Below are 14,099 nucleotides of genomic sequence, written 5' to 3' on the forward strand. Positions count from 1 at the left end.
CGCTCCTGCTTCGGCAGGGGCGGGCGTTCTCGTTGTGCCTGATCAGTGTGCCGAGTGCCGCCGAATGCCGGGCCGCCCCCGCCGTAGACGGCATAAGGCGGCACTCGGGACGTAGCACCAGGCGCGTGGCACCCGCCACGCGACACAGCGTGCCCGACCCAAGAATTGGCGAAGGGCCGGAACCGCGATCCCCACCGCGGCCCGGCCCTTCTGGCATCGATCATGCGTACCGATGCAATAGTGACGACACCGCTCCCCACCACGAAGAACGATGCCCCGGAACCCTCCCAGGAACCGCACGAGAAGAACATTACGGACGGCCCCTGAGGGGAGCACTTGCGCTGACTCTGCGTCTGCTGAACGGTCACGATGAGGTGGCTGTGGAGCGTCCCCCGTGGGATCCTTTGTTTTCCCGAATTGGGGTGGCGAATTTGGTAACGAGTTGGTGCGGCGCGCTGTTGACTGGACGAGGAGACCGTATTCTCGTCTCAACCCAGGGATCAGGAGACGCAGGTGACGGAGTCGCCCTCGAGCATCGAGACTCCTAGCACCGTGCCTTCCGACGTCGTTGCTCCGGCAACCGAGGCACCAAGCCAGCGCCACGGGCGTCGGGCCGCCCTCACGTCGCCCATCTCGACGGTGCCTGTCGACCTCGGCATCATCCAGCCTCGGCGCCGCCTCGGCACGTCTGACCTGCGCGTGTTCCCCATGGCGCTGAGCGGAAACGTCTTCGGCTGGACGGCCGACGACAAATCAAGCCTCGACGTGCTCGACACCTACTTCAAGGTCGGCGGAAACTTCGTCGACACGGCCGACTCGTACGGCGATGGCCGCAGCGAAGAGCTCATCGGCGAGTGGATGCATTCCCGCCGCATGCGCGAAGACGTGGTGCTCGCGACAAAGATCGGCAAGAGCCTCGACAACCCGGGTCTCACGCCGCTTTCTATCGAACGCGCCGTCGAGGCCTCGCTCCGGCGCCTCGGCACCGACCACATCGATCTGCTGTACCTGCACGTCGACGACACCGACGTGGCCTTCGAGCGAACGCTGCTGGGGGTCGACCGGCTGATCCGTGCCGGCAAGGTGCGCTGGTTCGGTGGCTCAGACCACTCCGGAAACCGTCTCTACGAGGCCCGGATCGCCGCCGGAATGCTGGGCGTCGCACCGATGGTCGCGTTGCAGAACCGCTACAACCTCGTCGAGCGCTCCGAGTACGAGCGCGACCTCGCGCAGGTCGCCTCGCAGCAGCGCCTGGCCGTCATGCCTCGATTCGCCCTTGCGAGCGGATTCCTCTCGGGCAAGTACCGCCGACGCGCCGATGTCAAAGGGCACCGGAGGGGCAGCGAGGTCGCCAAGCTGCTGACCAAGAAGAACCTCAGGATCCTGGCCGAGGTCGATAGGATCGCCTCTCTGCATGCCGCCCCGGCTTCGGCAGTCGCCCTCGCCTGGCTTCTGACGAAGCCCAACGTCGTGGCGCCGGTCGTCAGCGCGACGTCTCCGTCGCAGGTGATCGAGCTCGTCGAGGCTGCTCGCGTGCAGTTGACGCGCCATGACGTGGCCGAGCTCGACCGGGTGAGCGCCCACTAGAAGTTGAGCTCACCGGGCGCCGTGTTCCCGAGGAGCAGCGTTCGCGAGGAGCAGTGCTTGCTGGGTGCCGTGCCCGACAGTCGCTGTGTCCCACTTGCCGCCGTGCGGGCGCGCTGAGCGGGGGTCAGACGCAGTCGGCGAGGAGTCGTTCGGCCACCCGGGACAGCGCGGCGGTGGCGGCGATGGGGTCGCCGGCGTAGCCGCCGACCATCGCGCCATCGCGGGCGAGCAGGAACTCGTCGGCGGCGTCGCCCGAGAGTGGGTGGCCCGCCTTGCGGAAGAGCTCCACAAGGGTGTCGGTGAACCACTCGCGGTGCTGGAGAACGACCTGGCGAACCGGGTGTGACGAATTCGCAAACTCGGCAGCCGCGTTGACGAATGGGCACCCGCGGAATTCGGGCCGCTGGATGTCGGCGGTGATCGACGCGATCACGCCGCGAATCACGCCGGTGGCGTCGGGCTCGCGGGCTGTGATGGCCTCGACCTCGGCGACGGCGGACGCGTGCCGTCGACCGATGTAGTCGACCACGAGGTTGTCTTTGGCACCAAAGTGCTTGTAGAACGTCGCTTTCGTCACGCTCGACTCGGAGATGAGGCGATCGACGCCGACCGTGCGGATGCCCTCGTCGTAGAAGAGGCGGTCGGACGTGGTCAACACGCGCTGCTTGGCACCGGGACCGGGCTGGTGGACCCGGGTTGCGGTGGGCTCGACGAGGAGGGAACGCTGGACGGCCGATGGGGGGAATTCGACCGTCACAGCGTGGCTCCTTGAGGACATTCGGCAGGGCCGTCGAAAGGAGGGAAACGACGGTGCCGACATCGAACGTCCGGCTAGCCGCCGATCGAGTCGGCCTCAAGCGGACCCGATCAGTGAAACCAGAGTATCACACAGGAGGACAAACAGACGAGTCTGTCTGTCCACTAATTGCGTACCCCAGTTCGGGTGTCACCCATCCCGTAGGCTCGACGCGATGAACGAAGCAGTGCTGAATCGACTCGTGCGCGGGGGTGCCCGATGAACGGTGCCGTCCCTCTTCCCCTCGATGTCGCCGACCTCTCCTTCCGCGCTTCCGGAGGTGAACTGGTCCGGCGCAGCGTCCTGTCGACGGGGGCACGTGTACTGACCGAGAGCATGCCGGGTTCCCGCAGCGCCACGGTCGGATTCTGGGTCGCCGTCGGCTCCCGAGACGAAACCGGTCACGAACGCGGTTCGACGCACTTCCTCGAGCATCTCCTGTTCAAGGGCACCCCGTCTCGAAGTGCCTTCGAGATCTCGGTGAGCTTCGAGTCGGTCGGAGGGGAGCACAATGCCGCCACCGCCAAGGAGTACACCTGCTACTACGCCAAGGTGCGTGACGTCGACCTCGACATGGCCGTCGACGTCCTGGCCGACATGGTCACCTCGTCGACGATCGACCCCGACGAATTCGAGGTAGAGCGCGGGGTGATCCTCGACGAGCTCGCAATGGCCGACGATGACGCCGCCGATGTCGGGAGCGAACGCCTCTTCGAATCGGTCTTCGGCGAGCACCCGCTCGGTCGACCCATCGGTGGCTCGCCCGACAGCATCCGCGCAGCACGCCGCGACGACGTCGTCGACCACTACAGAGCCAACTACCGGCCGCAAGACCTCGTCGTGACCGTGGCGGGAGCCGTCGACCACGAGGCCCTCGTCGGTCGAATCGAGGCCGCCCTGAGTCTCGCTGGCTGGCCTGATGCACCGGGGGCACCCGTCGAGCGCCGCAGCACCCTCGTCAGCCCCCTGTCGCAGGGCGTTCCGACCCAGGTCATACCGAGGCCGCTCGAGCAGGCGACCGTGCTGCTCGGCGTGCCCGGGCTGTCCCTCACCGACGCCCGACGACCGGTCCTCAGCATTCTGAACGCCGTCCTCGGTGGAGGCATGTCGTCACGTCTCTTCCAGGAGATCCGCGAAAAGCGCGGTCTCGCGTACTCGGTCTACTCGTTTGCGGCCAGCTACTCCGATGCGGGCCTCTTCGGGCTGTACGCCGGGTGCGCGCCCAGAAACGCGCGCGAGGTAACCACTCTCCTGCTCGAGGAGTTCGATCGGCTGGCCGCTGACGGCATCACCGACGAGGAGCACTCGCGATCCCTCGGCATGCTGGGCGGTGCCGCCGCCCTCGCTCTCGAAGACAGCGACACGCGAATGAACCGCCTCGGTCGGGCGGAGATCTCGATGGGTGAATTCATCGATCTCGATGAATCGCTCGCCCGCCTGGCGAAAGTGACCCCGAACGACGTCGCCGCTCTCGCCGGTGAACTCCGCTCGGGCGTACTGTCCACCGTGGTCGTCGGCGACATCGAGCCCGAGCTCTTCGGCGCCTCGACCGTTTCCGGCGCGGCAACGACGCCGCCCGAAATCCGATGAAGGAGGCGACAGTGTCGCACTACCTCTACCTCGTCCGACACGGCGAGCAGCAGGACGCCGAATACGGTCTGCCCGACGGGCCGCTCTCGGAACGCGGTAAGCGACAGGCCCGCGCCATCGCCGCACGACTCGGCGGCGTCCCCTTCGACGCGGCCTGGCACTCGCCACTCGAGAGGGCTGCCGAGACGGCGACCATCATGACCGAGATGATGCCGGCCCTCACCCCCGAGCCCTCGACCCTCCTCTTCGACTGCATCCCGTCGGGGCCGACCCCCGATATGCCGCAGGCCTACAAGCCGTTCTTCGGCGGGGTCACCGGAGAAGAGATCGAGGCCGGCGAGGCACAGATGTCCGATGCGGTCGCCGAGTGGCTGACCCCGGCGCGCGAAGACCGTCACGACCTCCTCATCACCCACAACTTCGTGATCGGCTGGTTCGTGCGCGAGGTGTTCGGGGCGCCGTCGTGGCGCTGGATGGGCGTCAACCAGGCCAACTGCGGGCTGACGATCATCCGGGTGCGCTCCGCCAAGCCGCCCGAGCTCGTGACCCACAACGACCTCGGTCACCTTCCGGTCGAGTTGCGGACGGGCCTTCCGGTCGAGCAGCCGCTGTGATTCTGGGGCGTCAGACGGCCGCCCACCGGATCTCCGACAGGCTCCGATCCTCCGGTGAGCGGCTGCCTTCCGCGAAAAGCGCTGAAGACTTCTGGGCGACAGACGGCGAACTAGGCCAGGGGCTTGGCGTACCAGTGCGTCGCATTGGGGTTGTCGTTGTACGGCTCGATCGTCGCGTAGCCGGACGCACGGTAGAGGCCGCCCGCGGCCGTCAGGCTGTCGTTCGTGTCGAGCACGGCCTCCGTCGCGCCGAACGCGCGCGCCCGACGCTCGAGCTCGCCGAGCAGAGCCTTGCCGAGCCCCCGACCCCGGCCCGACGGCGCCACGAAGAGGTGCTTGATCTCGTACCGGACCTCGCCGGCCGCGCCGTCTCGGATCCTGCGAACTCCGCCGCAGGCGACGCCCCGCTCGTCGTCCGACAGGTCGACGACCACGAAGACCCCGTGCGGGGGAGTGAAGAGCGAAGCGTCCGGGAACGTCGTCTTGTAGCCGGCCGGATCGGGAAAGGTCGCTATGCGCTCGGTGAAATAGGCGTCCAGGAGGGCGTGCGCCTCGGGCGCGTCGACAGGAACTTCTCGGTAGTGCACCACGAGCACCGATGCTACCGAGCCCGGTAGGTTGGAGGCATGTCCATACGCGTCGCTGTCGTCGGAGCCACCGGGCGGATGGGCCAGCTGTTCCTCCGTCTCATCGAAGAGACCGACGGCTTCGAACTCCACGCCGGGCTGTCGTCGCGCGACTCGCTCGATGAGCTGCTCGGAGCCGATCTTGTGGTCGACGTCACGGTGCCCGCGGTGAGCCCCGGCATCGTCGAGAAGGCCGTCCGTGCCGGCATCCCGGTGCTGGTGGGCACGTCCGGCTGGTCGGAGCCTCGACTCGCCGATCTCCGTCGCGTCGTGGCCGAGGTCGACGGCCCCGGCGTCCTGGTGATCCCCAACTTTTCGGTCGGGTCGGTCCTCGCGACGACCTTCGCGACCATGGCCGCTCGGTTCTTCGACTCCGTCGAGATCATCGAGACGCACCACCCCGGCAAGGTCGACTCGCCCTCGGGCACGGCCATTCGCACGGCCGAGCTCATCGCCGACGCCCGTCGCGACCTCGGCCCCGTGCGTGCCCCGCACGTCGACCAGCGCGCCCGCGGGCAGCAGATCGCCAGCGTGCCCGTGCACAGCCTCCGCCTTCCCGGCATCGAGGCCCGACAGGAGGTCGTCTTCGGCGGCTCGGGCGAGACGCTCTCGCTGACCCACGACACGACCTCGCAGGCCGCGTACGAGAAGGGCATCCTGGTCGCTCTCGCCGCCGCACCCGCTACCGTGGGCGTCGTCGTGGGGCTCGATCGAGTGCTTCCGCTCCGCTCTCCCGCCGCATGAGCGACTCAGTCGCACTTACCGACGTCAGGATCCGACGGTGAAAGGCCGCATCGCAGCTCTCGTCATGTGCGCCCTGCTGGTGCTCTACCTCGTGCTGGTGGGGCAGCGGGCCGTGCTCTTCATGGCAGCGGGCGAGCCCATCGCGATCGTGATCGGCGTCGCCCTGCTCGTCTTGCCGATCATCGGGGTCGCGGCCCTCTTGTTCGAGATCCGCTTTGGCATTCTCACCGAGCGCATGGTCAAGCAGCTGGAGGCCGAAGACGCCCTGCCCGTCGACGACCTGCCGCGTCGCCCGTCGGGCCGCTACGAACGCGAAGCCGCCGACGCGGCCTTCCCCGCCTACGCCGCGGCGGCTCGAGCGGCACCGGACGACTGGCGCGCTTGGTTCCGGCTGGGGCTGGCGTACGACGCGTGCGGCGACCGACGCCGGGCCCGTGGGGCGATCCGGAGGTCGTTCGGGCTCAGGCGCCGCGCGTCGGCCTGATTCGAGGGCGAGCCGGCGGATCCTTCGTTTGATCGCCCCGCCGGGCCCCGCCCTACTTGATGAGGTCGTCCAGAGCGTCTTCGACGGTGTCGAAGCGGAAGTCGAACCCGTCGTCGATGAGTCGCTGCGGGGTGACCTTCTGGCTGGAGAGGAGCATCTCCTGGCCAGCGTCGCCGAGCAGGGTGCGGATGGCGAACTCGGGCACCGCAAGCTTGTACGGGCGGCCGAGATCAGCTGCCGTGCGAGCCGTGATGCGATCGCTCGTTGCTGCGACCGGGCCGGTCAGGTTGACCGGGCCCGAGACGTCGCTGGTGAGCAGGTGAACGATGGCGGCGGCCTCGTCATGAAGGCTGATCCAAGGCCAGATCTGCGTGCCGGTGCCCAGACGGGAGCCGAGGAAGGCCTTCGTGAGGGCGAGAAGCGGCTTCATGGCGCCTCCGGGGGCGATGACGATGCCCGTTCGGAGCAGGACGACCCGCGTCGCGTCGGGGGCGGCTTTCGCCTCGTCCTCCCATTCCGCGACCACGTCGGCGAGGAAGCCCTCGCCGCGGGGGGAGTCCTCGGTGAGGATGTCGAGCGGACGGTCGCCGTAGATTCCGACCGCGGAGCCGCTCAAGAAGGTCGCAGGCGGGTGTTCGGCGTGCTGCATGGCGTCGACCAGCGTGCGCGTAGCCGTCACTCGAGACTCGAGGATCTCGTGCTTGTACGCCGAGGTCCACGGGAGCTTCGTCAGCGACGCACCCGACAGGTTGATCACCGCATCGGCGCGATCGAGCAGGTTGTAGTCGATGATGCCGGCGGACGGCGACCAGGTGAATTCGTCCGGTTTCGTCGTGGGTCGCCTCACCAGCTTCAGCACCTCGTGGCCCTGCGCCTTTGCCTGCCGGGTCACCTCCGTGCCGATCGAACCCGATGCTCCCGCGATCAACACGGTGAGACCCGTCTCGTTCTGTCCCGTCATTGCCTGCCCTTCGTCGAGTCCTCACACTAGACGGGGGTGCTGGCGGTGTCCGGGGGTGCTCGGAGGGTAGTCTCGGAGCCGTGCCTGAAGAGACCCCCGCCACCCCCGAAATCGAATTCCGCAGCGACGTGACGGTCGAGCTCGTCCGCTCGAGCGCCCACGACTCCGACGTGCTGTTCGCTGCGCGTGTCTCGACGATGGGCGAGCTCACCCTCGACGGTGCGCAGGCCTCCGCTGACGGCGAGCAGGCGACCAAGGGCGCCGGCCTCATCAACTACCTTATGCGCGACCGACACGGCTCGCCGTTCGAGCACAACTCGATGACTTTCTACGTGCAGGCGCCGATCTTCGTGTTCCGCGAGTTTATGCGGCACCGCATGGCGTCCTACAACGAAGAGTCGGGCCGCTACCGCGAGCTCAACCCGGTGTTCTACGTGCCCGGCGAGACCCGTAACCTCGTGCAGGTCGGCAAGCCCGGCGCCTACGACTTCCTGCCCGGCAGCCCGGAGCAGTACGAGCTCGTCTCCGAGGCGACGAAGGCCTCCTCGACGCTCGCCTACGACGCGTACCAGAAGATGCTCGAGGCGGGTGTCGCCCGCGAGGTCGCGCGCATCGTCCTGCCGCTCAACATCTACTCGTCGATGTACGTCACCGTGAACGCCCGCTCGCTCATGAATTTCCTGTCGCTCCGCACGAAGCGCGAGGGCACGCACTTCCCGTCGTTCCCACAGCGCGAGATCGAGATGTGCGCCGAAAAGATGGAAGACATCTGGGCCGAGCTCATGCCGCTGACCTACGCCGCCTTCGGCAAGAACGGCCGCGTCGCCCCCTAGGGGCGGGTGCCGATACTCTAGGGGGGTGTCGAACATCGCAAACCCCTTCGGGCAGGTCCTCGTCGCACTCGTCACCCCCTTCACCGCAGACGGTGAAGTGGATTGGCCGGGCGTCGAGAAGCACATCGACGACTGCATCACCTCGGGTGCCGACGGCATCGTCGTCACGGGTACCACGGGCGAGACCTCGACTCTCACCGACCCCGAGAAGCTGAAGCTCGTCGAGGTCGGCAAAGACGTCGCCTCGGGTCGCGCCAAGATCATCACCGGGGGCGGCTCGAACGAGACCGCCCACGCGATCCAGCTCTACAAGGCCAGCGAGAAGGCGGGCGCCGACGGCGTCATGATCGTCACGCCGTACTACAACAAGCCGACGCAGGCGGGCGTGCTGACGCACTTCCGCATGATCGCGGACGCGACCGACCTGCCCGTCATCCTCTACGACATCCCCGGCCGCACCGGCATCCCCATCAAGTACGAGACGATCCTCCGCGCGGCGAAGCACCCCAACATCGTGGCGGTGAAAGACGCCAAGGGCGACTTCGCCGAGGTCAGCCGGGTGCTCAACCAGACCGATCTGATGTATTTCTCCGGCGACGACGCGAATGTACTGCCGCACCTCGCCATCGGAGCGACCGGCCTCATCGGCGTCACCGCCAACATCGCCGCAGCGCCCTACCGCACCATCATCGACGCGGTGAACGCGGGCGACCTGCCCACCGCGACCCTCGCGCACCAGCAGCTCGAGCCCCTCGTGCGGGCCGTCATGACCCACGTGCCCGGAACTGTCGCCGCGAAGTACATCCTGCACGGCCTGGGGCGCATCTCGAGCCCTCGCGTGCGCCTGCCCCTCGTCGGCCCCGAAGACACCGAGGCTGCCCTCATCGAAGACGAGCTGTCGCACGTGGGCGAGATTCCCGGCGTTGACCTCTCGCGATTCCGCCCCGACCGCAACGCGGCCGCGGGCGGCGCCCTGCCGAAGATCCACGGCACCACGCGCTAGCGTTCGCCGGCTCCGACCGGCACCAGACCTACACCGGAGGTTCACGACCTCGACTTCTACACCCAAGGAACTTATGCCTACGACAATCCAGACTCCCCGCGCCCTCGAGAAGGGCACTCTGCGAGTGATCCCGATCGGCGGTCTCGGCGAGATCGGCCGCAACATGACCGCCTACGAGCTCGACGGCAAGATCCTCATCGTCGACGCCGGCGTGCTCTTCCCCGAAGAGCACCAGCCCGGGGTCGATCTGATCCTGCCCGACTTCGGTCCCATCAAAGACCGCCTGAAAGACGTGCTCGGCGTCGTGCTCACGCACGGCCACGAAGACCACATCGGCGCCGTTCCGTATCTCCTCCGTCTCCGCAAAGACATTCCGCTGATCGGGTCGACCCTGACGCTCGCGCTGGTCGAGGCGAAGCTCAAAGAGCACCGCATCCAGCCGTACTCGCTGGCCGTCAAGGAGGGGCAGATCGAGAAACTCGGCCCGTTCGAGCTCGAGTTCATCGCGGTCAACCACTCGATCCCCGACGCTCTCGCGGTCGCGATCCGCACCAGCGCCGGCCTCGTGCTGCACACCGGCGACTTCAAGATGGACCAGCTCCCGCTCGACGACCGCATCACCGACCTCCGTGCGTTCGCGCGTCTCGGCGAGGAGGGCGTTGACCTGTTCCTGCCCGACTCCACCAACGCCGACGTGCCCGGATTCACAGCCCCCGAGCGCGACATCGGGCCCGTTCTCGACGACATCATGTCGCGCGCGCCTCGTCGCGTCGTCGTCGCGAGCTTCTCGAGCCACGTGCACCGTGTGCAGCAGGTGCTCGACGCCGCGCACCTGAACGGCCGCCGCGTCGCCTTCATGGGACGCTCCATGATTCGCAACATGACGATCGCGGCCGACCTCGGCTACCTCAAGGTGCCCGAGAACGTCCTCATCGACTCGAAGAAGGCCAAAGACCTCCCCGACGACCGGATCGTCTACATGTCGACCGGATCGCAGGGTGAGCCGATGGCCGTCCTCGCCCGCATGGCGAACCTCGAGCACCAGATCGAGATCGGCGAGGGCGACACGGTCATCCTGGCCTCGAGCCTGATCCCCGGCAACGAGAACGCCGTCTACCGAGTGATCGACGGGCTCACGAAGCTGGGCGCGAACGTCGTCCACAAGGGCAACGCCAAGGTGCACGTCTCCGGCCACGCGTCGGCCGGCGAGCTGCTCTACTGCTACAACATCCTGCGTCCGAAGAACGTGCTCCCGGTTCACGGCGAGCACCGCCACCTCTATGCGTCGGCCGCGCTGGCTGAGAAGACGGGTGTGCCGCGCAAGAACATCATCCTGGGCCAGGACGGCATCGTCGTTGACCTCAAAGACGGCGTCGCGACCGTGGCCGGCCAGCTCGACCTCAGCTACGTCTACGTCGACGGCTCCACCGTGGGTGAGATCACCGAGGCCGACCTCAAGGATCGCCGCGTGCTGTCCGAAGAGGGCTTCATCAGCATCTTCCTCGCGATCGACCCGACCACCGGTCGCGTCGTCGTGGGCCCCGAGATCCAGTCGCGCGGGTTCGCCGAAGACGAGCGTGTCTTCGACGACGTCCGTCCGAAGATCCTCGCGGCGCTCACCGAGGCGGCCGAGAACGGCACCCGCGACGCGAATGCCTTCAGCCAGGTCGTCCGTCGCACCGTCGGCCGCTGGGTGAACAGCCAGCACCGTCGTCGTCCAATGATCGTTCCGGTCGTCATCTCAGCTTGATTCCGCGGCGCGTCGCCGCGGCGCCGGACCTCCGACAAGCTCCGGTCGTCCGGCGACGCAGCGACTCGCCACCCCCTCACGTCATTCCTGCAGGCCCTCCGGCCCCCACCAATGTGACTCCTGTGACTCTTGTGAACTGACACGCGCGCCCCAGATGCACCTTCAACCAGTGGTGCAAGGTAGCTTTGCGGCATGCCTACGAGCACTAAGCCCTCGCCGCGCGCCCGCACCACGGGCCGCGCTGCCTCGCGCGCGGGCGGCTCCGGCGCTTCCAAGTCGCCCGCCAAGACCGCCGCCACCAAGACCGCCGCGACCAGAGCCACGCCGACCAAGAAGCTCCCCGCTTCCAAGTCGCCCGTCGTCATCGACCACGGGCCCGGCATCGGCACTCGGGCCTGGCTCGGCTTGGCCCACGTGGTGGGCGCGGGCTTTCGCGTTCTCGGTCGCGAGTCGCTCGACCCCGACGAGCGCCGCGACGGCGTGCCCTTCTTCCTCGTCCTCCTGGCCATCGCCGGAGCGGTCGTCGAGTGGCTGAACCCGACCGATCCGATCGCGATGGCACTCGACCACTACACGTTCGGTGGCCTCTTCGGACGCGTCGCGTACGCCCTCCCGGTCATCATGATCGTCTTCGCGGGGTGGCTCTTCCGGCACCCGGCATCCGTGCACGACAACACCCGCATCGGCATCGGCCTGGGGCTCATGGTGGTCTCGATCTCGGGTCTCTGCCACATCTTCGGCGGGCGACCGGAAGCCGCCGGCGGGATGGTCGGTCTGGCGTCGGCCGGCGGGATCCTGGGCTGGGTCGTCGCCTCGTGGATGGTGAGCCTGCTCACCGCGTGGGTCGCCGTTCCTATCGTCTGCATCGTGTTGGCGCTCTCGCTGCTCATCATCACAAAGACCCCGCCGAATCACATCGGCCACAGGCTCCACGAGCTCTACTCCTACCTCTTCGGCGCACCACAGCCGGGCTCGGTCGAGGCGCAACGTAGCGAGGCCGCCGAGCTCGACGACACGACCGACGAGGATGCCGAGCAGATGCCGTGGTGGCGCCGCAACAAGAGCGGACGCGAAGAAGATCCCGCCTACGATTCCCCGGTCGTCGCCGAGACGGCCCCGACCGATGCGCTGGGTCGCCAGCCTCGCGGTCGTAAGGCCAAGTCCGAGCCCGCCGAGGCGTCGTTCACCGAGGTCATCACCGGCTCGCCGTCCGACGACGCACCCGACACTCGCACCGACCTTCTCAGCGACCTCGGTTTCGCCGAGCAGGCGGTCGCGAACGCGTCCGCTGCGACGGCGGCAACCGCAGGATCCGACGGACTCACCAGGGCGTTCACCGCACCCTCCGCACCCGTCCCCACGCCTGCTCCCGTCGTTCCGGCGATGAACCTCGGGCCGTCCGACGCCGCCGCCGACTTCTTCGAGCCCGGAGACGAGGAGGCTCCGCCGAGCCTCGAGATCGTCGACGACCAGGCCAGCGACACGCCCTACCGGCTGCCGGCCGTCTCGACGCTCAGCGCCGGCGACCCGGCCAAGACGCGCAGCGAGGCGAACGACATCATCGTCGCTGCCATCACCGAGGTGCTCACCCAGTTCAACGTCGACGCTCGCGTGATCGGCTTCAGCCGCGGACCGACCGTGACTCGCTACGAGATCGAGCTCGGGCCGGGGGTCAAGGTCGAGAAGGTCACCGCCCTCTCGAAAAACCTCAGCTACGCGGTCGCCTCGAACGAGGTGCGGATCCTCTCGCCGATCCCCGGCAAGAGCGCGATCGGCGTCGAGATCCCGAACACCGACCGCGAGATCGTGTCGCTTGGCGACGTGCTCCGTTCGTCGGTCGCTACGAAGAGCAGCCACCCGATGACGATCGGCGTCGGCAAAGACGTCGAGGGCGGGTACGTCGTCGCCAACCTCGCGAAGATGCCCCACCTCCTAGTGGCCGGTTCGACCGGCTCGGGTAAGTCGAGCTTCGTCAACTCGATGATCACCTCGCTGTTGATGCGAGCCAAGCCGAGCGACGTGCGCATGGTGCTGATCGACCCGAAGCGCGTCGAGCTCTCCATCTACGCCGGCGTGCCGCACCTCATCACTCCCATCATCACGAACGCCAAGAAGGCCGCCGAGGCGCTCCAGTGGGTCGTCAAGGAGATGGACATGCGGTACGACGACCTCGCGTCGTTCGGGTTCCGCCACATCGACGACTTCAACAAGGCCGTCGTGAACAACGAGATAGTCCTGCCGCAGGGGAGCGAGCGGAAGCTCAAGCCGTACCCGTACCTCCTGGTCGTCGTCGACGAGCTCGCCGACCTCATGATGGTCGCGCCCCGAGACGTCGAAGACTCAATCGTCCGTATCACGCAGCTCGCTCGAGCATCGGGAATCCACCTCGTCCTCGCGACGCAGCGTCCGTCGGTCGACGTCGTCACCGGACTTATCAAAGCCAACGTTCCGTCGCGGCTCGCGTTCGCCGTGACGAGCGTGACGGACTCGCGGGTCATTCTCGACCAGCCCGGCGCCGACAAGCTCATCGGTCAGGGCGACGGCCTGTTCCTGCCCATGGGCGCCTCGAAGGCCATGCGTGTGCAGGGCGCCTGGGTGCAGGAGAGCGAGATCAACGAGGTCGTCCAGCACGTCACCCGTCAGGCTCGACCCGACTACCGCTCCGACGTGGCCCAGGTCATCGAGAAGAAAGAGATCGACGGCGACATCGGCGACGACCTCGAACTCCTCCTCGCCGCGGCCGAGCTCGTGGTCTCGACGCAGTTCGGATCGACGTCGATGCTGCAGCGCAAGCTCCGTGTCGGCTTCGCCAAGGCCGGACGCCTGATGGACCTCATGGAGTCGCGCGACATCGTCGGGCCCTCGGAGGGGTCGAAGGCGCGAGACGTGCTCGTGACGGTGGAGCAGCTGCCGGGGGTGCTCGCACGGTTGCGCGGGCAGGATGCGCCGGCCTCGAGCCAGGGTTCCCCGGATCTTTCGGTCTCCCGCCCCGACGACGGCGCCGACATCTACAGCGCCGACCCCGTGGGCGACATGACCCGCGGATATCGCGAGGTGGACGGCGACGACGAGCAGTCGGAAGACGCCTGGGGCCTGACGGGACGAGACTAG

Annotated in this window: 12 protein-coding genes; 9 read left to right on the top strand and 3 right to left on the bottom strand. The window is 67.6% G+C overall.

Going from position 1 to position 14,099, the window contains the following annotated elements:
• The first annotated feature begins 513 nt into the window (after positions 1 to 513).
• Complete coding sequence (locus ITJ49_RS11645; RefSeq protein ID WP_370544488.1) at positions 514 to 1,587, top strand: aldo/keto reductase; 1,074 nt, start codon at positions 514 to 516, stop codon at positions 1,585 to 1,587.
• A gap of 124 nt (positions 1,588 to 1,711) precedes the next feature.
• Here ITJ49_RS11645 and ITJ49_RS11650 read toward each other — a convergent pair whose 3' ends face one another.
• Positions 1,712 to 2,344 carry a TetR/AcrR family transcriptional regulator gene (locus ITJ49_RS11650; RefSeq protein WP_370544489.1) on the bottom strand — a complete coding sequence of 211 codons (633 nt, stop codon included), beginning with the start codon at positions 2,342 to 2,344 and terminating at the stop codon, positions 1,712 to 1,714.
• Positions 2,345 to 2,602: 258 nt separating this feature from the next.
• Here ITJ49_RS11650 and ITJ49_RS11655 point away from each other — a divergent pair, with 258 nt between their 5' ends.
• Together ITJ49_RS11655 and ITJ49_RS11660 are read left to right on the top strand one after the other, a co-directional pair.
• On the top strand, positions 2,603 to 3,973 hold the full coding sequence (locus ITJ49_RS11655; RefSeq protein ID WP_194605424.1) for a pitrilysin family protein: 1,371 nt from the start codon (positions 2,603 to 2,605) through the stop codon (positions 3,971 to 3,973).
• Positions 3,974 to 3,984: 11 nt separating this feature from the next.
• Positions 3,985 to 4,587: a histidine phosphatase family protein gene (locus tag ITJ49_RS11660; protein ID WP_055963877.1), complete on the top strand. Its 603-nt coding sequence runs from the start codon at positions 3,985 to 3,987 to the stop codon at positions 4,585 to 4,587.
• 110 nt (positions 4,588 to 4,697) lie between these two features.
• Here ITJ49_RS11660 and ITJ49_RS11665 read toward each other — a convergent pair whose 3' ends face one another.
• Positions 4,698 to 5,177, bottom strand: a complete 480-nt coding sequence (locus tag ITJ49_RS11665; protein ID WP_194605426.1) for a GNAT family N-acetyltransferase — start codon at positions 5,175 to 5,177, stop codon at positions 4,698 to 4,700.
• A 36-nt stretch (positions 5,178 to 5,213) separates the two neighbouring features.
• Between ITJ49_RS11665 and dapB the strand changes: the two genes are divergently transcribed.
• Both dapB and ITJ49_RS11675 read left to right on the top strand, forming a co-directional pair.
• The gene (dapB, locus tag ITJ49_RS11670; protein ID WP_194605429.1) at positions 5,214 to 5,957 is read left to right on the top strand and encodes a 4-hydroxy-tetrahydrodipicolinate reductase; all 744 of its coding nucleotides are present in this window, start codon (positions 5,214 to 5,216) and stop codon (positions 5,955 to 5,957) included.
• Between the two features lie 37 nt (positions 5,958 to 5,994).
• Positions 5,995 to 6,441 carry a hypothetical protein gene (locus ITJ49_RS11675; RefSeq protein WP_370544490.1) on the top strand — a complete coding sequence of 149 codons (447 nt, stop codon included), beginning with the start codon at positions 5,995 to 5,997 and terminating at the stop codon, positions 6,439 to 6,441.
• Positions 6,442 to 6,493: 52 nt separating this feature from the next.
• Here ITJ49_RS11675 and ITJ49_RS11680 read toward each other — a convergent pair whose 3' ends face one another.
• Positions 6,494 to 7,402 (bottom strand): TIGR01777 family oxidoreductase, encoded by a 909-nt coding sequence (locus ITJ49_RS11680; protein ID WP_194605432.1) that lies wholly within the window; start codon positions 7,400 to 7,402, stop codon positions 6,494 to 6,496.
• Between the two features lie 80 nt (positions 7,403 to 7,482).
• On the opposite strand from ITJ49_RS11680, the gene thyX reads away from it, so the two are divergent.
• The 4 genes from thyX to ITJ49_RS11700 all read left to right on the top strand — a co-directional run bounded on the left by thyX (position 7,483) and on the right by ITJ49_RS11700 (position 14,099).
• A complete protein-coding gene (gene thyX, locus ITJ49_RS11685; protein ID WP_055962544.1) occupies positions 7,483 to 8,235 on the top strand; it encodes an FAD-dependent thymidylate synthase in 753 nt (250 codons plus the stop codon).
• 25 nt (positions 8,236 to 8,260) lie between these two features.
• The gene (gene dapA / locus ITJ49_RS11690; RefSeq protein WP_194605435.1) at positions 8,261 to 9,238 is read left to right on the top strand and encodes a 4-hydroxy-tetrahydrodipicolinate synthase; all 978 of its coding nucleotides are present in this window, start codon (positions 8,261 to 8,263) and stop codon (positions 9,236 to 9,238) included.
• Positions 9,239 to 9,311: 73 nt separating this feature from the next.
• Complete coding sequence (locus ITJ49_RS11695) at positions 9,312 to 10,988, top strand: ribonuclease J (RefSeq protein WP_055962538.1); 1,677 nt, start codon at positions 9,312 to 9,314, stop codon at positions 10,986 to 10,988.
• Between the two features lie 192 nt (positions 10,989 to 11,180).
• The gene (locus ITJ49_RS11700) at positions 11,181 to 14,099 is read left to right on the top strand and encodes a DNA translocase FtsK (protein ID WP_194605438.1); all 2,919 of its coding nucleotides are present in this window, start codon (positions 11,181 to 11,183) and stop codon (positions 14,097 to 14,099) included.

Origin of the sequence: Frondihabitans sp. VKM Ac-2883 (assembly GCF_015350875.1) — a bacterium.
Taxonomy (GTDB): domain Bacteria; phylum Actinomycetota; class Actinomycetes; order Actinomycetales; family Microbacteriaceae; genus Frondihabitans.

Coding starts and splice junctions, on each gene's coding strand:
- ITJ49_RS11655 (WP_194605424.1), top strand. CDS start 2,603: ATGAACGGTGCCGTCCCTCTTCCCCTCGATGTCGCCGACCTCTCCTTC.
- ITJ49_RS11700 (WP_194605438.1), top strand. CDS start 11,181: ATGCCTACGAGCACTAAGCCCTCGCCGCGCGCCCGCACCACGGGCCGC.
- dapB (WP_194605429.1), top strand. CDS start 5,214: ATGTCCATACGCGTCGCTGTCGTCGGAGCCACCGGGCGGATGGGCCAG.
- ITJ49_RS11680 (WP_194605432.1), bottom strand. CDS start 7,402: ATGACGGGACAGAACGAGACGGGTCTCACCGTGTTGATCGCGGGAGCA.
- ITJ49_RS11695 (WP_055962538.1), top strand. CDS start 9,312: ATGCCTACGACAATCCAGACTCCCCGCGCCCTCGAGAAGGGCACTCTG.